Genomic DNA, 22,237 nt, shown 5'->3' on the forward strand with positions numbered 1-22,237 from the left:
GCGTCGCGAAAGGGCCGCGTTGCGGCCCCGCTTTTCAAGCTCAGGCGGTGGCTTCGAGGAAATCCTGGGCGAAGCGCTGCAATACCCCGCCCGCCTCGTAGATCGACACCTCTTCGGCGGTATCGAGCCGGCAGGTCACCGGTACCTCGACCCGTTCGCCATTGCTGCGCGTGACCACCAGCGTCAGGGTTGCACGCGGCTTGCGCTCACCTGCCACGTCATAGGTCTCGCTGCCATCCAGGCCCAGGGTCTTGCGGTCGGTGCCCGGCAGGAATTCGAGCGGCAACACGCCCATGCCCACCAGGTTGGTGCGGTGAATGCGCTCGAAGCCTTCGGCCACGATCGCCTCGACGCCCGCCAGCCGCACGCCCTTGGCCGCCCAGTCGCGGGACGAGCCTTGCCCATAGTCGGCACCGGCAACGATGATCAGCGGCTGCTTGCGCTGCATGTAGGTTTCGATGGCTTCCCACATCCGGGTCACCTTGCCCTCCGGCTCCAGGCGCGCCAGCGAACCCTGCTGCACGCTGCCATCGGGTTTGCGCACCATCTCGTTGAACAGCTTGGGGTTGGCGAAGGTGGCACGCTGCGCCGTCAGGTGGTCGCCGCGGTGCGTGGCGTAGGAGTTGAAGTCCTCCTCCGGCAGGCCCATCTTGGCCAGGTATTCACCCGCCGCGCTGTCGAGCAGGATGGCATTGGAAGGTGACAGGTGGTCGGTGGTGATGTTGTCGGGCAGCACCGCCAACGGACGCATGCCGCGCAACGTGCGCTCACCGGCCAGGGCGCCTTCCCAGTAGGGCGGGCGGCGGATATAGGTACTCATCGGGCGCCACTCGTAAAGCGGCGCCACTTTCGGCCCACGGTCTTGCTCGATAGCGAACATCGGGATGTAGACCTTGCGGAACTGCTCCGGCTTGACCGCAGCGCGCACCACCGCGTCGATCTCTTCGTCGCTTGGCCAGATGTCCTTGAGGCGGATTTCCTGACCATCGACTACGCCCAGTACATCCTTCTCGATGTCGAAGCGGATGGTACCGGCAATGGCATAGGCCACCACCAGCGGCGGCGAAGCGAGAAATGCCTGCTTGGCGTACGGGTGGATGCGCCCATCGAAGTTGCGGTTGCCCGAGAGCACCGCCGTCGCGTAGAGGTCACGGTCGATGATTTCCTGCTGGATCACCGGGTCCAAAGCACCGGACATGCCGTTGCAGGTGGTGCAGGCGAAGGCGACGATACCGAAGCCCAGTTGCTCCAGCTCCTTCTCCAGCCCCGCTTCCTCCAGGTACAGCTGCACGGCCTTGGAGCCGGGCGCGAGCGACGACTTGACCCACGGCTTGCGCGCCAGGCCGAGCTTGTTGGCATTGCGCGCCAGCAGGCCAGCGGCGATCACGTTGCGCGGGTTGCTGGTGTTGGTGCAACTGGTAATCGCAGCGATGATCACTGCGCCGTCAGGCATCTGCCCCGGCACCTCATCCCAGGCGCCGGCGATGCCCTTGGCTGCCAACTCACTGGTGGCAACCCGGGCATGCGGGTTGGACGGCCCGGCCATGTTGCGCACCACGCTCGACAGGTCGAAGTTCAGCACGCGTTCGTATTCGGCCGTGGCCAACGCGTCAGCCCACAAGCCCGTGGCCTTGGCGTAGGTTTCCACCAGTTTAACCTGCTGATCTTCACGGCCGGTCAGCTTCAGGTAGTCGATGGTCTGCTGGTCGATGGCGAACATCGCAGCGGTTGCACCATATTCCGGCGCCATGTTGGAGATGGTCGCACGGTCACCGAGCGTCAGGGCGCGTGCACCTTCGCCGTAGAACTCGAGGTAGGCGCCAACCACCTTCTGCTTGCGCAGGAACTCGGTCAAGGCCAGCACCAGGTCGGTGGCGGTGATGTTGGGCGCCAGCTTGCCGCGCAGCTCCACGCCGACAATTTCCGGCAGGCGCATCCACGAGGCACGGCCCAGCATGACATTTTCAGCTTCCAGGCCGCCGACGCCGATGGCGATCACGCCCAGCGCGTCGACATGCGGGGTATGGCTGTCGGTGCCCACGCAGGTATCCGGGTAGGCCACACCGCGATCGCTGTGGATCACCGGCGACATTTTCTCCAGATTGATCTGGTGCATGATGCCGTTACCGGGCTGGATCACATCGACGTTCTTGAACGCCTTCTTGGTCCAGTTGATGAAATGGAAGCGGTCTTCGTTGCGACGGTCTTCAATGGCGCGGTTCTTGTCAAAGGCCTGCGGGTCGAAACCACCGCACTCGACGGCCAGCGAGTGATCGACGATCAGTTGCACCGGCACGACCGGGTTGACTGCCGCCGGGTCGCCACCTTTCTCGGCGATGGCGTCACGCAGGCCGGCGAGGTCGACCAGCGCGGTCTGGCCGAGGATGTCGTGGCACACCACGCGCGCCGGGAACCACGGGAAGTCGAGGTCGCGCTTGCGTTCGATCAGCTGGCCGAGCGAGGCGTTCAGGGTTGCAGGGTCGCAGCGGCGCACCAGGTTTTCGGCGAGCACGCGCGAGGTGTAAGGCAGGTTGTCGTAGGCACCGGGCTTGATGGCCTCAACCGCGGCACGGGCATCGAAATAGTCCAGGTCAGTGCCTGGCAGGGCTTTGCGGTATGCAGTGTTCATAGAATATCGGCTCGGTCACGGTACGGTCGTGGATGAACGCACAGGCCCTGCAATCACTGTGGGAGCCAGCTCCCACAGGGTCGCTATAGGGCCTGTTGTTTCAGCGCTGCTCGATTGGCACGAACTGGCGCTGCTCGACGCCGACATACTCGGCGCTCGGGCGGATGATGCGGTTGTTGGCGCGCTGTTCGAACACGTGCGCTGCCCAGCCGGTCAGGCGCGAGCAGACAAATATCGGGGTGAACAGCTTGGTCGGGATGCCCATGAAGTGATACGCCGAGGCATGGTAGAAATCGGCGTTGGGGAACAGACGCTTCTGCTCCCACATGGTCTTGTCGATGGCTTCTGAGACCGGGAACAGCACCTTGTCACCGACTGCGTCGGCCAGCTGCTTCGACCAACCCTTGATCACCTCGTTGCGCGGATCGGACTCTTTGTAGATGGCATGGCCAAAGCCCATGATCTTGTCCTTGCGCTCGAGCATGCGCAGCAACTCTGCAGTGGCTTCCTGCGGGTTCTGGAAGCGCTCGATCAGCTCCATCGCCGCCTCGTTGGCACCGCCATGCAGTGGGCCGCGAAGCGAGCCGATGGCCGCGGTGATGCAGGAGTACAGGTCCGATAGCGTCGAGGCGCAGACCCGGGCGGTGAAGGTCGATGCGTTGAACTCGTGCTCTGCATACAGGATCAGCGAAACGTTCATTACCTTGACATGCAGCTCGCTCGGCTTCTTGCCGTGCAGCAGGTGCAGGAAATGCCCGCCCAGGGTGTCTTCATCGCTGGTGCAGTCGATACGTACGCCATGGTGGGTGAAGCGGTACCAATAGCACATCACCGCCGGGAACAGCGCCAGCAGGCGGTCGGTCTTGTCGTGTTGGGCGTCGAAGGTCAACTCCGGCTCCAGCGTACCCAGCACCGAGCAGCCGGTGCGCATGACGTCCATCGGGTGCGCGTCGCGCGGGATGCGCTCGAGCACTTCTTTCAGCGCCTGCGGCAGGTCGCGCAGGCCCTTGAGCTTGTGTTTGTAATCGGCAAGTTCTGCCTTGCTGGGCAACTCGCCGTATAGCAGCAGGTAGGCCACTTCTTCGAATTCGGCGCCTGCTGCCAGGTCGCGCACATCATAACCCCGGTAAGTCAGGCCGGCGCCGGCCTGGCCGACGGTCGACAGAGCGGTCTGGCCGGCCACCTGGCCACGCAGGCCTGCGCCACCGAGTACTTTTGCTTCGGCCATGGTGTTTCTCCTTTCTTGAATTTGTTATGGATATCGTTCTGGCTAAATCAGGGTGCCTGTACCGGCCCTATCGCCGGCATTGGCTCAACCTTTTTTCTGCGCAAACAAGGCATCGAGGCTCTGCTCGAATGCGTGGTAGCCAATGGCATCGTAGAGCTCCATGCGGGTCTGCATGGTGTCGATCACGTTTTTCTGCGTGCCGTCGCGACGCAGCGCGGTGTAGACATTCTCGGCCGCCTTGTTCATGGCGCGGAACGCCGACAGCGGGTAGAGCACCAACGACACGTCCACGCCAGCCAGCTCTTGGGTGGTGAACAGCGGCGTGGCACCGAACTCGGTGATGTTGGCCAGGATCGGCGCCTTCACCCGGTCGGCGAAGGTCTTGTACATCTGCAGTTCGGTAATGGCCTCAGGGAAAATCATGTCGGCGCCGGCCTCGATGCAGGCGGCGGCGCGGTCCAGCGCTGCGTTCAGGCCTTCCACAGCCAGGGCATCGGTACGTGCCATGATCACGAAGCTGTCATCGGTACGGGCATCGACCGCAGCCTTGATGCGGTCGACCATCTCCTGCTGGGAGACGATTTCCTTGTTCGGCCGGTGGCCGCAGCGCTTGGCGCCTACCTGGTCTTCGATATGGATGGCGGCGGCACCGAACTTGCTCATCGAACGCACCGTGCGCGCAACGTTGAAGGCCGAGGCACCGAAGCCGGTGTCGACATCTACCAGCAATGGCAGGTCGCAGACGTCGGTGATGCGCCGCACATCGGTCAGCACGTCATCAAGACCGGTGATGCCCAGGTCCGGCAAGCCCAGCGAACCGGCGGCGACACCGCCACCGGACAGGTAGATGGCCTTGAAGCCGGCGCGCTTGGCCAGCAGCGCATGGTTGGCGTTGATGGCGCCGACCACCTGCAGTGGATGTTCGGCGGCAACGGCATCGCGAAAACGCTGACCAGGGGTGCTCTTCACAGTCATTTCTCACCTCAAAGGCTATTGTTGTTGGCGTCCAGGTAGTGGCGCTCGATATTGCGTTTGGACGCGCCGATGTGGCGGCGCATCAGGAGTTCGGCCAGCTCGCCGTCACGATCGGCGATGGCATCGAGGATGCGGTGGTGTTCGGCGAAGGCCTGGCGCGGGCGGTTGGGCGTGGCGGAAAACTGGATGCGGTACATGCGCACCAGCTGGTACAGCTCGCCGCAGAGCATCTTGACCAGGGTCTGGTTGCCGCTGCCCTGGATGATCCGGTAATGGAAGTCGTAATCGCCTTCCTGCTGGTAGTAACCCACCCCCGCCTGGAACGCCGCGTCGCGTTCGTGGGTGTCCAGCACCCGGCGCAACTCGTCGATATCGCCTTGGCTCATGCGCTCGGCCGCCAGGCGGCAAGCCATGCCCTCCAGCGACTCACGGATTTCGTACAGCTCGATCAGCTCGGCATGGTTGAGCGACACCACGCGCGCACCTACATGTGGCACCCGCACCAGCAGGCGCTGGCCCTCCAGACGATGGATGGCCTCACGCAGCGGGCCACGGCTGATGCCATAGGTGCGCGCCAGCTCCGGCTCGGAGATTTTGCTGCCCGGGGCTATTTCCCCCTTGACGATCGCGGCCTGGATGCGCCGGAAGACATGCTCGGACAAGGTTTCCGTTTCATCCGGCGCTGAAGGGCTGGGGGTAATGAGGTCCAGCATATTGTTGACACCTTGATAAGCCATTGAGGAGAAACTAGCGAAGCAAGCCCATTCAGTCAAAGAGAAAATGAACATTGTCGACAATTGTCTGAGCGCGAACTTAGTGAGTGATGGCGTTGTCAGATCGCGACGCGCTGGCGCCAAGGCATCGGCGTGATAGAATGCCGCGCCTCCAACGGAGTATGGATAGCGTTTCTGTCATCCATTCATGTTGTTGACAGACGAACCGAGGAAGCTTGCGCAGTACCTGCCAGTCGCCTTGCCCCGAACCTTGCACAGCACCGCGCCAGGACTATGAGACTTACACCCGTTTTATTGCTGTCATGCCTCACCCTGCTGCCGGCCCTTGGCCAGGCGGCGGGCAAGACCGTGTACGGTCTTAACGAATACGCCCGCCTCGGGGACCTCGACCTGGAAGTGGCCGCCAAACTCGACACCGGCGCCAAGACCGCATCCCTGAGTGCCCGCGACATCAAGCGCTTCAAGCGCGACGGCGAGAGCTGGGTGCGTTTCTACCTGGCGATAGATGCCGCCCATTCGCACCCCATCGAACGCCCGTTGGCGCGGGTCAGCAAGATCAAGCGCCGCGCAGGCGACTATGATGCCGAATCGGGCAAGGCCTATACCGCCCGCCCGGTCATCGAACTCGAAATCTGCATGGGCCAGGCCCTGCGCACCATCGAAGTCAACCTCACCGACCGCAGCGCGTTCCAGTTCCCGCTGCTGATCGGTTCCGAGGCGCTCAAGCACTTCGACGCGCTGGTCGACCCAAGCCTTAAATACGCGGCCGGCAAACCTGCCTGTGCCACCGACGCTCCCAAAGCAGAGTAATCCCGATGCGCTCTCTTACCCTCCATCTGAAAGTCCTGATCACCGTACTGGTGCTGTTGGGCGTGGCGGTCACGGCCTATCAGATCTTCTTCCTCGGCATCCCGGTGACCGAAGACGAAACCGACGACCTTTGGAACATCGACGCCAAGGTCGAGTTCGTCGCCAGCAGCAAGGACCCGGTCAAGGTACAAATGTTCGTACCGCCGCTGAACCGCGACTATGTCAGCCTCAACGAGAGCTTCATCTCCAACAACTACGGGGTCAGCGTCAACCGCGCCGATGGCAACCGCAAGGTAACCTGGTCGGCCCGCCGCGCCAGCGGCAACCAGACCCTCTATTACCGCCTGGTGCTGACCAAGCGCTACAGCAGCGAAAAGGCCGCCATCAAAGGCCCGACCTTCCGTGACAGCCTTGCCGTAGAAGGCCCCGAGAAGATCGCCGCCGAAGCCCTGATGGCGCCGATCCGCCAGCACTCGGCGGACGTCGAGACCTTCGTCAGCGAAACCATCAAGCGGGTCAACAACCTCAACGACGACAACGTCAAGCTGCTGCTGGCCGGCGATACCTCGCCCATGAAGAAGGCCCAGGTCATCGACCTGCTGCTGTCGATCGCGCATGTACCGATGGAAAAGGTCCATACCATCCGCCTGGTGGCCGATACGCCGCAGTCCCCCGAGCTCTGGCTGCGCAGCTTCAACGGCAGCGACTGGCTGTACTTCAACCCGGACACCGGTGAGCAGGGCCTGCCCAGCGACCGCCTGCTGTGGTGGACCGGCGATGACAACCTGGTCACCGTCGATGGCGGCAAGAAAGCCAACGTCACTTTCAGCATGAACAACAGCGAGATGAACGCCATCCGCCTGGCCAAGCTGACCGACGAGAACACCGACGCCGACTTCCTCGAGTACTCGCTGTACGGCCTGCCGCTGCAGACCCAGCAGACCTTCATGATCATGGTGATGATCCCGATCGGCGTGCTGGTGATCCTGGTCCTGCGCAACCTGATCGGCATCCAGACCCTGGGCACGTTCACACCGGTACTGATCGCCCTGGCGTTCCGCGAGACCCAGCTGGGCTTCGGCATCGTGCTGTTCACCGTGATCACCGCATTGGGCTTGTCGCTGCGCTCCTACCTGGAGCACCTCAAGCTGCAGATGCTGCCGCGCCTCTCGGTGGTACTGACCTTCGTCGTGGTATTGATTGCCGCCATCAGCCTGTTCAGCCACAAGCTGGGGCTGGAACGCGGCCTGTCGGTAGCGCTGTTCCCGATGGTGATCCTGACCATGACCATCGAGCGCCTGTCGATCACCTGGGAAGAACGTGGCGGCGGTCATGCCATGAAAGTGGCGATCGGCACCCTGTTCGCAGCGTCGCTTGCCCACCTGCTGATGATGGTGCCGGAGCTGGTGTACTTCGTCTTCACCTTCCCGGCGGTACTGCTGATCCTGGTGGGCTTCATGCTGGCGATGGGTCGCTACCGCGGCTACCGCCTGACCGAGCTGGTGCGCTTCAAGGCATTCCTGAAGAAGGCTGACGCCTGATGTTTGGCCTGATCAAGACGTGGAAAGCCCTGGAGACCCGGGGCATCATGGGTATCAACCGGCGCAATGCCGACTATGTGCTCAAGTACAACAAGCGCAACCTGTACCCGATCGTCGACGACAAGATCATCACCAAGGAGCGTGCGCTGGCAGCGGGCATTCACGTGCCTGAAATGTACGGCATCATCGAGACCGAGAAGCAGATCGACAAGCTTCACGAGATCATCGGCGGGCGCAACGACTTCGTCATCAAGCCGGCCCAGGGGGCCGGCGGTGACGGCATCCTGGTGATTGCCGACCGCTTCGAGGACCGCTACCGCACCGTTTCCGGCAAGATCATCAGCCATGAAGAGATCGAGCATCAGGTCTCCAGCATCCTGACCGGCCTGTACTCGCTCGGCGGGCACCGCGACCGCGCGCTGATCGAGTACCGGGTAACCCCCGACCAGATCTTCAAGAGCATCAGCTACGAGGGCGTGCCGGACATCCGCATCATCGTGCTGATGGGCTACCCGGTAATGGCCATGCTGCGCCTGCCGACCCGCCAGTCCGGCGGCAAGGCCAACCTGCACCAGGGCGCCATCGGCGTAGGTGTGGACCTGGCCACCGGAGTGACCCTTCGCGGTACCTGGCTGAACAACATCATCAGCAAGCACCCGGACACCACCAATGCGGTGGATGGCGTACAGCTGCCGAACTGGGACGGCTTCATGAAGCTGGCAGCCGGCTGCTATGAGCTGTGCGGCCTGGGCTACATCGGTGTGGACATGGTGCTGGACCAGGACAAGGGGCCATTGATTCTCGAACTCAATGCCCGCCCTGGCCTGAACATCCAGATCGCCAACGACACCGGGCTGACCCAACGCACCCATGCCATCGAGGCGCACATCGAGGCGCTGGCCAAGGACGGTGTGACCGAGGATGCCGAACAGCGTGTCCGGGTCGCGCAAAGCCTGTTCGGGCACGTGCATCCGGGCTGATAGCTCTGCCCCCATCGCCGGCAAGCCGGCGATGGCTTCAACCCACTGCCTAAAGTCACACTGGCGCTAGGCGCATTTCCTGCGCAGGTCTACAATCGCCCTCCTCGCTTTTACATCGCCGTCCACACTGATGCCGACCTGTACGCTCTACCCCCTGCCCTATCAGCCCGACCCCGCCGCGTACTTCGCCCGCCTGCGCCAGGCGCCCGGGGCGATCCTGCTCGACAGCGCCCGCCCAGGCGCCGAGCGCGGCCGCTTCGACCTGCTCAGCGCCTGGCCGCTGCAACACTTGCAGGTACTGCCCGACGAAGATGGCCGGGCCTTCCTGCAACGGCTGCGCGCCAGCCTGAAACAACTGGGCCCTGCGCAGTTGCCAGGTGGTGTCGAGCTGCCATTTGCCGGCGGCCTGATCGGCTACCTCAGCTACGACTTCGGCCGACGCCTGGAGCACCTGCCCTGCCTCGCCACGGATGACCTCGGCCTGCCCGACGCCCAGCTTGGGTTGTATGGCTGGGCGCTGGTGACCGACCACCAGCATGACACCAGCCAACTGGTGTTCCACCCCCAGCTGGCTGATGACGAGCGCGAGCGCCTCATCGCCTTGTTTGAAGACACCGACAACGCTGCAAGCGGCGATTTCCGCCTGCTCGCCGCCATGACGGGTGATTTGCACCCAGGGCAATACGAGGCAGCATTCGATCAGGTACAGCGCTACATTCAGGCCGGCGATTGCTACCAGATCAACCTGACCCAACGCTTCCGCGCACCTTGCCAGGGCGACCCCTGGCGCGCCTACCAGGCCTTGCGCAAGGCCTGCCCGACGCCGTTCTCTGGCTACCAGCAACTGGCCGACGGCAGCGCACTGCTGAGCTTTTCTCCAGAACGCTTCATCTGCGTCAGCCAGGGGCAAGTGGAGACCCGCCCGATCAAGGGCACCCGCCCGCGCTCTGCCGACCCGGCAGAAGACGCCCGCAATGCCGAGGCGCTGCGCCACAGCCCCAAGGACCGCTCGGAAAACCTGATGATCGTGGACCTGCTGCGTAACGACCTGGGCCGCACTTGCCAGGTCGGTTCGGTGAAGGTGCCAGAGCTGTTCAGCCTGGAAAGCTACCCCAACGTGCACCATCTGGTCAGCAGCGTCACCGGGCAACTGGCCACCGACAAGGACGCCCTGGACCTGATCGGCGACAGCTTCCCAGGCGGCTCGATCACCGGCGCCCCCAAGATTCGCGCCATGCAGATCATCGACGAGCTGGAGCCCAGCCGCCGCGCGCTGTATTGCGGGTCCTTGCTGTACGTGGATGTGCGCGGTGAAATGGACAGTTCCATCGCCATTCGCAGCCTGCTGGTCAAGGATGGGCAGGTCAGCTGCTGGGGCGGCGGCGCGGTGGTGGCGGACTCCGACTGGCAATCGGAATACGAAGAATCGATCGCCAAGGTACGGGTATTGATGGAGACCTTGCAGAGCCTGTGACCCAGTGTTTGCCTGCGCCGGCCCAGGGCCGGTGCAGGCACAGCGTCTAGCCTGCCATTTTTTGTTACCATCACCTCATTACGAGCGCACAGCGCCACAGCCAAGATGGAAACCGCCTGATGAGCCAACCCTTCGACGTCGCCGCCCTGGCCGCGACCTACGCCAGCAAATCCCCGCAGGACATTCTCAAGCTCGCCTTCGAGCACTTCGGCGACGACCTGTGGATTTCTTTCAGCGGTGCCGAGGATGTGGTGCTGGTCGACATGGCCTGGAAGCTGAACAAGCAGGTCAAGGTGTTCAGCCTCGACACCGGCCGCCTGCACCCTGAGACTTACCGGTTCATCGACCAGGTGCGTGAGCAGTACAGCCTGCCAATCGAGATCCTCAGCCCGGACCGTGCCAAACTCGACCCGTTCGTTCAGGAAAAGGGCCTGTTCAGTTTCTACAAGGACGGCCATGGCGAGTGCTGTGGCATCCGCAAGATCGAGCCACTGCGGCGCAAGCTCGCCACTGTCAGCGCCTGGGCCACCGGCCAGCGCCGCGACCAGAGCCCAGGCACCCGCAGCCAGGTGGCAGCACTGGAAATCGACAGCGCGTTCTCCACAGCGGAACGCACCCTGTACAAATTCAACCCGCTGGCGCAGATGACCAGCGCGGAAGTCTGGGGCTACATCCGAATGCTCGAGCTACCGTACAACAGCCTGCACGAGCGCGGCTTCATCAGCATTGGTTGCGAGCCCTGCACCCGCCCGGTACTGCCGAACCAGCACGAACGTGAAGGCCGCTGGTGGTGGGAAGAGTCGACCCAGAAGGAATGCGGGCTGCACGCCGGCAACCTGATCAGCAAGGCCTGAAGGCAGCTGCAAGCCTCAAGCTATAATCTGCAAGTCCCAAGAAGAAAGAGCAGCCCACATGGGCTGCTCTTTCTGCTCTTTCTTGAAGCTTGAAGCTGCTTTTTCAGTGCACCGGCAACTCGACACCGGCAAACAGCTCTTCGAGTTCCTGCTTGTTGTGGCACTGGATCGCCTTGGCCATCACTTCACGCGTCAGGTGCGGCGCAAATTTCTCAATGAAGTCGCACATGAAGCCGCGCAGGAAGGTGCCGCGGCGGAAGCCGATCTTGGTGATGCTGGCCTCGAACAGCTCACTGGCATCAAGCGCCACCAGGTCGCTGTCCAGCTTGCTGTCCACCGCCATCTTGGCCACGATGCCCACGCCCAGCCCCAAGCGCACGTAAGTCTTGATCACGTCGGCGTCAGCAGCAGTGAACACCACCTTCGGCGTCAGGCCGCGGTGATTGAAGGCCTCATCCAGCTTGGAGCGGCCAGTGAACCCGAATACATAGGTGACGATCGGGTATTCGGCTACAGCTTCCAGCGTCAGCTTCGGCAATTTGGCCAGCGGGTGACCCTGCGGCACCACCACGCAGCGGTTCCACTTGTAGCACGGCATCATGATCAGGTCGCCGAACAGCTCCAGCGCCTCGGTGGCAATGGCAAAGTCGACGGTACCGTCCGCAGCCATCTCGGCAATCTGCATGGGTGAACCCTGATGCATATGCAGGGCGACTTCCGGGTACTGCTTGATGAAGCTGCTGATGACCGGCGGCAGCGCATAGCGAGCCTGGGTATGGGTGGTAGCGATGGACAGCGTACCCTTCTTCTCGTTGGAGAATTCCTGGGCGATCTGCTTGATGCTTTCGACCTTGCGCAGGATTTCACCAGCGGTGTTGATGATGCGCTCACCTGCCGGAGTGACACGGGTCAGATGCTTGCCGCTGCGGGCAAAGACTTCAACACCCAGTTCATCCTCGAGCAGGCGGATTTGTTTGCTGATCCCCGGCTGAGAGGTGTACAGACTCTGCGCCGTCGCGGAGACGTTGAGGTCGTGGTGCGCCACTTCCCAGATGTAGCGCAGTTGTTGAAGCTTCATAGGTTTCCCTCGAATCAGCGGTAAGTCAGCGGCAGCAGGCAGCGACGGGATATAACTATATTAGTGGTTCTCGAAATAAAACTAGAACTATTTTGTTACATGCCGCTCCGAAACTGCCCACCATCAGCTTCACGTTTTCCTACGGCCGAGATGCTGCGAAAGCGGCACCATGTACACCGGCACCGCAGACAACTGCAGCAAGCGCACAGCCGTTCGGCCAATCGGCACATCTACCCCAGCACCGGCGCTGTGGCTGCCGAAAATCAGCAAGTCCACGCTCAAACGTTGCGCCTGTTCCAGGATGACCTGCGCCGGATCACCCTGGCGCACCCGGACCGCCTTGATCACCGCCAGGTCCGCGTCCTCGCCCAGCTCCTCGCGAAAGTTCTCCAGCACACGCTGCTCGATGTTGGCCATCACCGTATTGACGCCCTCGCTATGCAACGCATCGAGCGTCTGCTCATCGAGGTAGCTTTGCAGGAGGGATTCGGCGAACTGCCCCATGGGTTCTACGGCATGAATCACATACAGTTCCGCGCCGAACGTGCGGGCCAGGGCCAAGGCATGCTGCATGACAAAAGGGGCGTAGACACCGAGGTCGGTGGCGTACAGCATGGAGCGGATCATTCGACCTCCTCGACTGCCGTGGCGGCAGAGCAAGCTTCAGCTTAGCAGCGCGCCGGGCGCTCGCTCGGCCGCCCGGCGCACTGCCAATGCGGGCTGTAGAGGTTTCAGCCGGCGCGATTGGCGCGATCGACGAAGGCCAGTGCCTGGTAGAGCATCTGCATGCGCGGCAGGCTGCACCCCGCAGCGTGCGCCCGGGCCAGAGGCTCGGCATAGATAGCCTGAAGCTCCAGCGGTCGCTGCTGGACGTGATCGTGGTACATGCTCGGCCAGTAGTCGGGCATCTGCTCGGTGACCCGGAACAAGTGCTCGGCATAACCGGCAGGCAGCTCGTGACCACAGGCGGCGGCCGCCTGGACCACCTCAGCCATCAACGCCCGAACCAGTTCACGGCTGTCGGCATCGGCCATCAGCGGTAAGGTACTGGCACCAAGCAACACCGAAAGGCCGTTGTAGGGGACATTCCACACCAGCTTCTGCCAGCGAGCCTGACCGAGGTCGTCCATGGCCTGGGAGTCGATACCCGCGGCGCGGAACAGCCTGGCGCCCTCCTCTACGATGCTCAGCCCCCCGTCGCTGGCGGGCCCGCTGTGATAGCCCAGGTTGACCGCACCCAGCGCCTGATGGCGTATCACACCAGGGCTCACGCGGTTGACACAGATAAAGCACAAGCCACCGAGCAGGTGCAGATTGCCGGGCAACGCTGGCCGCAACTGCTCCTCGACACCCAACCCGTTCTGCAGCAGCACCACCTTGGCATCGGGTGCCGATGCCTGCGCAATCAGCGGCGCCAATTCGCCATTGCTGGTGGCCTTTGCACCCACCAGCAACCAATCGCACGGCGGCATGTCGGCAGCGCTGGCATAAGCCTGCACCGGCATGCGCCAGTCGCCGTGCACGGCGCTTTCCAGCCTCAGGCCATGCTCCCGAACCTGCGCAAATTCACTGCGCAGCAAAAAATGCACGTCAAACCCGGCCCGCGCCAGCATCAGGCCATAAAAGCCGCCGATGGCACCACTGCCAATAATGCCAATGCGTGGTTTGCGAGGGTCCATGCTGATCTCCTGATAAATGTCGGTGTGCTTTTCTACACCTGTTGAGGCATTTTGCGCACCCAAATAGCAGGACAAGCCTGTTGCACCAGGGAAAAACCCTGCACAGGCGCGTTGCAGCCCATTGTCGCGCCCCCAGTAACGCGCTAAGGTTCGGCTCCCCGCTGCGAACATTCTTGCTGCTGGGCCGCACGGGGATTGCTGGCGGCCGGCACCGTGACCTGACGAGTAACACGATGGCTGATTTACCGATCGACGACCTTAACGTTGCCTCCAACGAGACCTTGATCACTCCCGATCAGCTCAAGAAGGAAATCCCCCTCAGCGCCAAAGCCTTGCAGACCGTTACTGCCGGCCGCGAAGTGGTGCGCAATATCCTCGACGGGAAAGACCATCGCCTGTTCGTAGTGGTCGGCCCGTGCTCGATCCACGATATCAAGGCCGCTCACGAATACGCTGAGCGCCTCAAGGTGCTGGCTGAGGAAGTTTCCGACACGCTGTATCTGGTAATGCGTGTTTACTTCGAGAAGCCGCGCACCACGGTCGGCTGGAAAGGCCTGATCAACGACCCTTATCTGGATGACTCGTTCAAGATCCAGGACGGCCTGCACATCGGCCGCCAACTGCTGCTGGACCTGGCCGAAATGGGCTTGCCAACCGCCACCGAAGCGCTCGACCCGATCTCGCCGCAGTACCTGCAAGACCTGATCAGTTGGTCGGCCATTGGCGCGCGCACCACCGAATCCCAGACCCACCGCGAAATGGCCTCGGGTCTGTCCTCGGCGGTCGGCTTCAAGAACGGCACCGATGGCGGCCTGACCGTGGCCATCAACGCCCTTCAGTCGGTATCCAAGCCGCACCGTTTCCTGGGCATCAACCAGGAAGGCGGCGTATCCATCGTCACTACCAAGGGCAACCCCTACGGCCACGTAGTGCTGCGTGGCGGCAACGGCAAGCCGAACTACGATTCGGTCAGCGTTGCCCTGTGCGAACAGGACCTGGCCAAGGCAAAGATCAAGGCCAACATCATGGTCGACTGCAGCCACGCCAACTCCAACAAGGACCCGGCCTTGCAGCCGCTGGTCATGGAGAACGTCGCCAACCAGATCCTCGAAGGCAACCAGTCGATCATTGGCTTGATGGTCGAAAGCCACCTGAACTGGGGCGCCCAGTCGATCCCGAAGAACCTGGAAGATCTGCAGTACGGCGTATCGGTCACCGACGCCTGCATCGACTGGTCTGCCACAGAGAACACCCTGCGCAGCATGCACGCCAAGCTCAAGGATGTACTGCCCAAGCGCAAGCGCGGCTGAACGTGGCCACAAAATGAAACGCCGGGCTTAGCCCGGCGTTTTCGCATGTGCAGTCAGCAGGTTCAGGCTTTACTCGAATGACGCTGCTTGCGCTCCATGTAGCGTTCGACGTACGAGCAGGAAGGAATCACCGTGTAGCCCATCTGGTCCGCGTACTCCAAGGCCCTTTCGGTCAGTGCTGCAGCGATGCCGCGGCCGCGCAGGGCGTTGGGGACGAAAGTGCGATAGATATCCAGCGTCTGCTTGCCCAGATCCATGTACGTCAGGTAGGCACGATGACCGTCCACGTTGGTCTCGAACTGATGACCGGCCTGGTCATGGTGGATGGTCAGCGCTTCACTCATCACTACTCCTCGCAGGCCTTTTGGGCAGACCTTTACCTTAATCGATGGTGATGTATCCGGCAGAGGAACCAATGCGTGCAGCGCCTATGCCACCTCTTGCCCCTTGGACCGCAGGCCGATTGCAATGGTTCTGCCGGACCGGGCCATCAAATAGTAGGCGCGACACCCCGGATTGCTCAAGGTGGCATCGGTTAAAAGTCACGGCAATGAGCTCGAACCCCTGCACGAACTGACCTGCAAACTCAGCCGGACACTCTTGGGCTTTAGACGTACAACGACCCTTAAAGTCACCGTTAGTTCAACAAAAAAGTTCCCAAACAACAATCGCTTGCGCCGCCTGCACAGCGTGCTCACAAAAAGCCTGAAAATCTCGTCAAGCACCCTTGGGCAACATTTTTTTTACCGTTCTTGCGCTGAGTCAGTTTACTTACTACAAGTAATGGGTACTATGTACGCCGGCCAGTTTCTCTTTCCTGAGAGATGGCTATTTAATAGAAAGTCCTTGAAGGGGAACACGATGAACAACGTTCTGAAATTCTCTGCTCTGGCTCTGGCCGCAGTTCTGGCTACCGGTTGCAGCAGCGTATCCAAAGAAACCGAAGCTCGTCTGACTGCGACTGAAGACGCAGCAGCTCGCGCTCAGGCCCGTGCTGACGAAGCCTACCGTAAGGCTGACGATGCAATGGCAGCCGCTCAGAAGGCTCAGCAGACCGCTGACGAAGCCAATGAGCGCGCTCTGCGTATGCTGGACAAAGCCAGCCGCAAGTAATAGTCCTCACGGATTGTTAAGAAGCCGACCCACTTGTGGGGTCGGCTTTTTTATTGCCGCTACAAAAGCAAACAGCACAAATGAAAAAGCCTGCCCAGGCGTTTGACCTGGGCAGGCTTCAGCCCTATCGCTCAAGGGCTTACTGCAGTTCTGGAGGAATGCTCGACACCATGGGAGCTGCACCCTGGTTATCGACGGGCACGGCAATTTCCACCGGCATGCCATCTTCGGCAGCGACCACGCCGCGGACCATGTCCCAGTTCATGCGCACATTGTTGGCCAGGTCTTCGCGCTTGAGCAGTGCGTTGATGACAGCAGTGTGCTTGTCGACCACCGAAGGGTCGCCGTGATCGTCCAGCGGTGTGTGCGCCTCGAGGTATACCTTGCCACCACTGATTCCGAACTTGTACGGCTCGTTGATGATGCGCACCGGCGTACCGACCGGGACCATCTTCGACAGCTCCAGCACATTATTGTTGAACATGCGGAAGCAACCATGGCTGGTGCGCATGCCAATGCCGAACTTCTTGTTCGAACCGTGAATCAGATAACCCGGCACGCCCAGGGTGAACTTGTACGGCCCCAGCGGGTTGTCTGGCCCGGCCGGCACCACGGTTGGCAGGATGTCACCATCGGCGGCGTGCTCAGCACGGATCGAAGCCGGTGGCGTCCAGGTCGGGTTTGGGGTTTTGGCAATGATCTTGGTGTTGGCGATGGGGGAACCCCAGCCTTCACGACCGATCCCCAGCGGGAAGGTGTACACCACGCTCTGCCCTTTCGGGAAGTAGTACAACCGGTATTCAGCAAGGTTGATGACAACGCCCTCGCGGGGGCCCGGCGGAAGCACGTAGCGGGTCGGCAGGATGATCTCGGTACCGGCGCCCGGCAGCCATGGGTCGACACCCGGGTTGGCGGCGATCATCTCCAGGTAGCCGAGGTCGTTGGCAGTGCCGATGTCGGCAAAGGTGTCCTCATACTTGGCCTTGATCACCTGTACCTGGCCAACGACGTCTTCTCCCGGAGGCGGCAGCGGCAGCTCCAGTGCAACGGCGGGGCCTGCTGCCAGCAGGCCGGCCAGGGTCAGGCAGCGGGTGACGGCGGGAAAGCGCGGCAACATCCGGTAAATCCTTCGAAAGGTGGGTCAAGAGAATCGATTGTACACCCGCACCGTGCCAAGCGGGAGCCACTGGCGGTTTCCATGCGTTTCAGATGATGAAAGGCGCTCGGAGTTTCAGGCCCAGGGCCGTGTCAAAGCTGTGGCCATACCGGACGCATGCCGCGGCGCTGGGCGTCGAGAATCGCCCGGCAGAGGTCGCACAGGCGGCCGTCACGATAGATCGAACGCGGCACGCCGGACCACCGTGGCTGTGCAGGCAGCAAGCCCCCACAAAGGGTACGGTCGACCGGCACACCCAGTTCGAGCTGGCGGGCGACAAGGTGGACGCGGATTTCCTGGCAGGCGAACAGATCGAGCTGCTCATCGGGCTCGATCAGTTGGTAGGCATACAAGGACCAGGCAGGGCGCGGCATTGGGGGCTCTCGAAACGGGGGGCGCAACATTAGCCGAAAGCCGGCCCCGTTTAAAGCGTCACAGCAAGGGTTTTATCGCCGGCCAGGCATTTTCCAGCAACCGCTGCTGGGCACCCTGCGCCGGATGGATGCCATCGGCCTGCATCATCTCCGGCACACCCCCTACGCCCTCGAGGAAAAACGGCACCAGTGCCACCTGTTTCTGCGCTGCCAACTGCTCATAAACCTTGGCGAACGCCGTGGTGTAGCGCACCCCGTAATTGGGCGGCAGGCGCATGCCCAGCAGCACCACTTTGGCCCCGGACTCGCGTGACCGCTCGATCATCGAGGCAAGATTTTGTTGCAATTGCTCTGGAGGCTGCCCGCGCAGCCCGTCGTTGCCGCCCAATTCCAGCACCACCAGGCTGGGCTTGTGCGCTGCAAGCAGCGCCGGCAGCCGCGCCTGGCCCCCTGCACTGGTGTCGCCGCTGATCGACGCATTGACCACCCGATCATCGAAACCTTCGTCCCTGAGCCGGGTCTGCAACAAAGAGACCCACCCCTGGCGGGTATCCAGGCCAAAACCGGCGCTGATACTATCGCCGACAACCAGCAACGTTCCCGCCGCCGCGCTCTGGGCCAGGCAATACAGGGCCAGACCGGCACTCAACCACCACACTCGCATTGGATTCTCCATGGGCCCCAGCATTCTCGTTGCGCAGAACCTTAGCAAAGTGGTCCCCAGTGCGGAAGGTGATCTGACCATCCTGCACGCACTGTCCCTGGACCTCGCCCAAGGCGACAGCCTGGCCATCGTCGGCGCCTCGGGCTCGGGCAAATCCACCCTGCTCGGGCTGCTGGCCGGCCTGGACCGCCCCAGCGCCGGCAAGGTGATACTCGCCGGACAAGACCTGGGCCCACTGGACGAAGACCAACGCGCCAGGGTGCGCGCCGAACATGTCGGCTTTGTGTTCCAGTCGTTTCAGCTGCTCGACAGCCTCAATGCACTGGAAAACGTCATGCTGCCACTGGAACTGGACGGCCGTCGCGATGCTCGCGAACAAGCCCGCACCCTGCTTGAACGGGTCGGCCTGGGCAAGCGCCTGACCCACACGCCACGCCAGTTGTCTGGTGGCGAGCAGCAACGGGTGGCGATCGCCCGCGCCTTCGCCGCCCAACCGGCGGTGCTGTTCGCTGACGAACCTACCGGCAACCTCGACAGCCATACCGGTGAGCGCATCAGCGACCTGCTGTTCGACCTGAACAAGGAGCGCGGCACCACCCTGGTTCTGGTTACCCATGACGAACGCCTGGCCAGCCGCTGCCGGCGCCTGATACGACTCGAAGCAGGCCGCCTGGTGGCGCCGGTGGAGGCCTGATGAAGCACATGCCGCTTTCCCGCCTGTGCGGCCTGGCGCTGCGCCAGTTGTTGCGCGACATCCGCGCCAGCGAAGTGCGCGTGCTGTTCTTCGCCCTGCTGGTGGCTGTTGCCGCCAGCACCGCCATCGGCTATTTCGGTGCCCGCCTCAATGGCGCCATGCAGTTGCGCGCCAGCGAGTTCCTTGGCGCCGACCTGGTATTGCAAGGCAGTGCGCCGGCGCGTCAGGAACAGGTAGACGCCGGCACCGCCCTGGGCCTGCGCCACGCCCGGGTGGTGGAGTTCACCAGCGTGGTCGGTGGTGATGCCGGCATCCAGCTGTCGAGCATCAAGGCCGCCGATGGCGCCTACCCCTTGCGTGGCCAGGTACGCAGTGCACCCGCGCCGTATGCCATGGAAACACCCGGTGGCGGCCCGCCGCCGGGCGAGGTCTGGGTCGAACCGCGCCTGCTGGCTGCCCTTGGCCTGAGCATCGGCGACAGCATCGATGTCGGCATGAAGACCCTGCGCATGAGCCGCGTACTGACCTACGAACCGGACCGTGCCAACAACTTCTATAGCCTCACCCCGCGGGTGATGATGAACCTCGCCGACCTGGAGGCCACAGGGGTCATTCAGCCCGGCAGCCGGGTCAGCTACCGAGAGCTGTGGCGCGGCGATGCACAGGCCCTGGCGCAGTACCGCCAGGGGCTGGAGAAGAACCTGGCGGCGAACCAGCGCCTGCTCGACACCCGCGATGGCAACCGGCAGATCGGGGGTGCCCTGGGCAAGGCCGAACGCTACCTGAACATGGCCAGCCTGGTAGCGGTGCTGCTGGCAGGCGTCGCCGTGGCACTGTCGGCCAGCCGCTATGCGGCGCGGCGCCTGGACGCCAGCGCACTGTTGCGCTGCCTGGGGCTGTCCCGCCACCAAGCGCTGGGCCTGTACTGCCTGCAACTGGCCATGCTCGGCCTGCTGGCCGCGCTGGTCGGTGCCTTGCTCGGCTGGCTGGCGCAACTGGGCCTGTTCCGCCTGTTGCACGGCCTGCTGCCGAGCGTGGTGCCGCCTGGCGGCATCCTCCCGGCATTGGCCGGCATCGCCACCGGGCTGGTCGCACTGGCCGGTTTCGCCCTGCCCCCGCTCGCCGCCCTGGGCAAGGTGCCGCCACTGCGTGTACTGCGCCGCGACCTGCTGCCCGTGCCACCCAGCAGCTGGCTGGTCTACGGCGCCGCCCTGTTCACCCTGGGCCTGATCATGTGGCGCCTGAGCCTCGACCTGCTGCTGACCTTCGCCCTGCTAGGCGGCGGGTTGCTTGCCGCGCTGGCACTGGGCGGCCTGCTGCTGCTTGGGCTACGTAGCCTGCGGCAACTGCTGGCAGGCGCCCCGCTGCCCTGGCGCCTGGGCTTGGGCCAGTTGCTGCGCCACCCCATGGCTGCCGCGGGCCAGGCACTGGCGTTTGGCCTGATCCTGCTGGCCATGGCCCTGGTCGCTTTGCTGCGCGCCGAGCTGCTCGACACCTGGCAGGCACAACTGCCCAAGGACGCACCCAACCATTTCGCCCTGAACATCCTGCCCGACGACCGTGAGCCTTTTGCCCAGCGCCTGCACGAGGTGAACGCAGCCTCCGCACCGCTGTACCCGGTGACGCCTGGCCGGCTGATCCAGATCAACGAGCAACCCGTGCAACAGATCGTCAGCAAGGATTCCGCCGGCGAGCGCGCCGTTCAGCGCGACCTCAGCTTGACCTGGGCCGCCGACCTGCCCGCAGGCAATGCCTTGACCGCCGGCAACTGGTGGCGGGCGCTACCGGCTGGTGATGAAATCCCCGGCGTTTCGGTCGAGGCGGAACTTGCCGCCAGCCTGAAGGTGCAACTGGGCGACCTGCTCACCTTCGACATTGGCGGCGAACAACGCCAGGCGCGAGTGAGCAGCTTGCGCAGCGTGCACTGGGACAGCTTCCAGCCGAACTTCTACATGATTTTCCAGCCCGGCACCCTGCAGGGGCTGCCGACCACCTACCTGACCAGCTTCTACCTCGCGCCGGGTCATGACCTGGATGTGGTGGCCCTGTCGCGGGCGTTCCCGGCGGTGACCATCCTGCAAGTCGATGCCTTGCTGGAGCAGCTGCGCAGCATCCTCGCCCAGGTTACCCTGGCGGTGGAATATGTATTGCTGTTCGTCCTGGCAGCGGGGTTGGCCGTGCTGTTCGCAGGCTTGCAGGCAACGCTGGATGAACGCATTCGCCAAGGCGCATTGCTGCGCGCGCTGGGCGCTGCTCGACCGTTGCTGGTGAAAGCGCGGCGTATCGAGTTCGGGCTGCTGGGTGCGGCCAGTGGCGCCCTGGCAGCGCTAGGCTGTGAGTTGATTACCCTGGTGCTTTACCGCTATGCGTTCGACCTGCAGTGGGGCCCGCATCCGTGGCTGCTGATACTGCCGCTAGCGGGCGCGCTACTGGTAGGCGGGGCTGGTGTGCTGGGGACTCGGCGGGCGCTTAATGCCAGCCCGTTGGCGGTGCTGCGAGAGGGATAGCCTTAAGCTGCAAGCTGCAAGCATGAGCAGATACGCCTCGGCTTGCAGCTGAACGCTTACTGCTCGTAACTTATGCTGCTTACATACCAGGTCGCTTCGCCAGTAGGTGTATGCACCAGCACCTCATCACCCTCCTCTTTCTTGAGCAGGGCCCGCGCCATGGGCGAATCGATCGAGATATAGTCATTGCGTCCATAGATCTCGTCGTACCCGACGATGCGAAACTTCAGGGCTTCGCCGTCATCGTTTTCGATCTCCACCCAGGCACCGAAGAAGACCTTGCCCTCCTGCTGCGGCGAATAGGCAACCACCTTGACGTCTTCGAGGCGCTTGCGCAGGTATCGGACCCGACGGTCGATCTCACGCAGCAACTTCTTGTTGTACTGGTATTAGGGCCCCAGGTACGAACATACTATTTCAAGTGTTTAGTCTTGCTT

Annotated in this window: 20 protein-coding genes and 1 pseudogene; 9 read left to right on the plus strand and 12 right to left on the minus strand. The window is 62.7% G+C overall.

Translation table 11 applies throughout. From position 1 onward, the window contains the following. Positions 1-40: 40 nt before the first annotated feature. The 4 genes from acnD to ACEWE8_RS09515 form a co-directional block, all read right to left on the minus strand. On the minus strand, positions 41-2,629 hold the full coding sequence (gene acnD, locus ACEWE8_RS09500) for a Fe/S-dependent 2-methylisocitrate dehydratase AcnD (RefSeq protein WP_046787310.1): 2,589 nt from the start codon (positions 2,627-2,629) through the stop codon (positions 41-43). 100 nt (positions 2,630-2,729) lie between these two features. Beyond that, entirely contained in the window at positions 2,730-3,857 is a 1,128-nt protein-coding gene (gene prpC / locus ACEWE8_RS09505) for a 2-methylcitrate synthase (RefSeq protein ID WP_046787311.1), read from the minus strand. 84 nt (positions 3,858-3,941) lie between these two features. Then, positions 3,942-4,832: a methylisocitrate lyase gene (prpB, locus tag ACEWE8_RS09510; RefSeq protein ID WP_012313676.1), complete on the minus strand. Its 891-nt coding sequence runs from the start codon at positions 4,830-4,832 to the stop codon at positions 3,942-3,944. 8 nt (positions 4,833-4,840) lie between these two features. After that, on the minus strand, positions 4,841-5,545 hold the full coding sequence (locus tag ACEWE8_RS09515) for a GntR family transcriptional regulator (protein ID WP_046787312.1): 705 nt from the start codon (positions 5,543-5,545) through the stop codon (positions 4,841-4,843). Positions 5,546-5,839: 294 nt separating this feature from the next. Here ACEWE8_RS09515 and ACEWE8_RS09520 point away from each other — a divergent pair, with 294 nt between their 5' ends. From ACEWE8_RS09520 to ACEWE8_RS09540, 5 genes are all read left to right on the plus strand, one after another. Beyond that, positions 5,840-6,376, plus strand: coding sequence for an ATP-dependent zinc protease (locus ACEWE8_RS09520; RefSeq protein ID WP_046787313.1), 537 nt, complete (start codon positions 5,840-5,842; stop codon positions 6,374-6,376). A 5-nt stretch (positions 6,377-6,381) separates the two neighbouring features. Continuing rightward, on the plus strand, positions 6,382-7,917 hold the full coding sequence (locus ACEWE8_RS09525; protein WP_012313673.1) for an inactive transglutaminase family protein: 1,536 nt from the start codon (positions 6,382-6,384) through the stop codon (positions 7,915-7,917). Beyond that, a complete protein-coding gene (locus ACEWE8_RS09530; protein ID WP_046787314.1) occupies positions 7,917-8,897 on the plus strand; it encodes an alpha-L-glutamate ligase-like protein in 981 nt (326 codons plus the stop codon). The genes ACEWE8_RS09525 and ACEWE8_RS09530 overlap by 1 nt, the downstream gene beginning before the upstream one ends. Before the next feature lie 130 nt (positions 8,898-9,027). Next, entirely contained in the window at positions 9,028-10,371 is a 1,344-nt protein-coding gene (gene pabB, locus ACEWE8_RS09535; protein WP_046787315.1) for an aminodeoxychorismate synthase component I, read from the plus strand. Positions 10,372-10,490: 119 nt separating this feature from the next. Next, a complete protein-coding gene (locus tag ACEWE8_RS09540; protein ID WP_046787316.1) occupies positions 10,491-11,225 on the plus strand; it encodes a phosphoadenylyl-sulfate reductase in 735 nt (244 codons plus the stop codon). 103 nt (positions 11,226-11,328) lie between these two features. Here ACEWE8_RS09540 and cysB read toward each other — a convergent pair whose 3' ends face one another. The 3 genes from cysB to ACEWE8_RS09555 form a co-directional block, all read right to left on the minus strand. Continuing rightward, positions 11,329-12,303: an HTH-type transcriptional regulator CysB gene (gene cysB / locus ACEWE8_RS09545; RefSeq protein WP_046787317.1), complete on the minus strand. Its 975-nt coding sequence runs from the start codon at positions 12,301-12,303 to the stop codon at positions 11,329-11,331. A gap of 129 nt (positions 12,304-12,432) precedes the next feature. Then, positions 12,433-12,930, minus strand: a complete 498-nt coding sequence (locus ACEWE8_RS09550) for a universal stress protein (RefSeq protein WP_012313668.1) — start codon at positions 12,928-12,930, stop codon at positions 12,433-12,435. 104 nt (positions 12,931-13,034) lie between these two features. Beyond that, complete coding sequence (locus ACEWE8_RS09555; RefSeq protein WP_046787318.1) at positions 13,035-13,982, minus strand: putative 2-dehydropantoate 2-reductase; 948 nt, start codon at positions 13,980-13,982, stop codon at positions 13,035-13,037. 233 nt (positions 13,983-14,215) lie between these two features. Between ACEWE8_RS09555 and ACEWE8_RS09560 the strand changes: the two genes are divergently transcribed. Next, a complete protein-coding gene (locus tag ACEWE8_RS09560) occupies positions 14,216-15,292 on the plus strand; it encodes a 3-deoxy-7-phosphoheptulonate synthase (RefSeq protein ID WP_046787319.1) in 1,077 nt (358 codons plus the stop codon). Positions 15,293-15,354: 62 nt separating this feature from the next. On the opposite strand, the gene ACEWE8_RS09565 is transcribed toward ACEWE8_RS09560, so the two are convergent. Next, entirely contained in the window at positions 15,355-15,636 is a 282-nt protein-coding gene (locus tag ACEWE8_RS09565) for a GNAT family N-acetyltransferase (RefSeq protein WP_046787320.1), read from the minus strand. Positions 15,637-16,153: 517 nt separating this feature from the next. Here ACEWE8_RS09565 and ACEWE8_RS09570 point away from each other — a divergent pair. After that, on the plus strand, positions 16,154-16,405 hold the full coding sequence (locus ACEWE8_RS09570; protein ID WP_003250288.1) for an Lpp/OprI family alanine-zipper lipoprotein: 252 nt from the start codon (positions 16,154-16,156) through the stop codon (positions 16,403-16,405). A 139-nt stretch (positions 16,406-16,544) separates the two neighbouring features. Here ACEWE8_RS09570 and ACEWE8_RS09575 read toward each other — a convergent pair whose 3' ends face one another. The 3 genes from ACEWE8_RS09575 to ACEWE8_RS09585 form a co-directional block, all read right to left on the minus strand. Continuing rightward, positions 16,545-17,522, minus strand: coding sequence for a L,D-transpeptidase family protein (locus ACEWE8_RS09575; RefSeq protein ID WP_395589297.1), 978 nt, complete (start codon positions 17,520-17,522; stop codon positions 16,545-16,547). A 131-nt stretch (positions 17,523-17,653) separates the two neighbouring features. Continuing rightward, entirely contained in the window at positions 17,654-17,935 is a 282-nt protein-coding gene (locus ACEWE8_RS09580; RefSeq protein WP_039601335.1) for a hypothetical protein, read from the minus strand. Between the two features lie 58 nt (positions 17,936-17,993). Next, on the minus strand, positions 17,994-18,599 hold the full coding sequence (locus ACEWE8_RS09585) for an arylesterase (RefSeq protein WP_046787322.1): 606 nt from the start codon (positions 18,597-18,599) through the stop codon (positions 17,994-17,996). Between the two features lie 10 nt (positions 18,600-18,609). On the opposite strand from ACEWE8_RS09585, the gene ACEWE8_RS09590 reads away from it, so the two are divergent. Next, positions 18,610-19,293: an ABC transporter ATP-binding protein gene (locus ACEWE8_RS09590; protein WP_046787323.1), complete on the plus strand. Its 684-nt coding sequence runs from the start codon at positions 18,610-18,612 to the stop codon at positions 19,291-19,293. After that, positions 19,293-21,800, plus strand: a complete 2,508-nt coding sequence (locus ACEWE8_RS09595) for an ABC transporter permease (RefSeq protein WP_046787324.1) — start codon at positions 19,293-19,295, stop codon at positions 21,798-21,800. The genes ACEWE8_RS09590 and ACEWE8_RS09595 overlap by 1 nt, the downstream gene beginning before the upstream one ends. Positions 21,801-21,856: 56 nt before the next feature. On the opposite strand, the pseudogene greB reads toward ACEWE8_RS09595, so the two are convergent. Further along, positions 21,857-22,189 (minus strand): annotated as a pseudogene (gene greB, locus ACEWE8_RS09600) (transcription elongation factor GreB); the annotation flags it as partial. Positions 22,190-22,237 lie beyond the last annotated feature (48 nt).

Source organism: Pseudomonas sp. TR47 (genome assembly GCF_044143025.1).
GTDB lineage: Bacteria > Pseudomonadota > Gammaproteobacteria > Pseudomonadales > Pseudomonadaceae > Aquipseudomonas > Aquipseudomonas putida_E.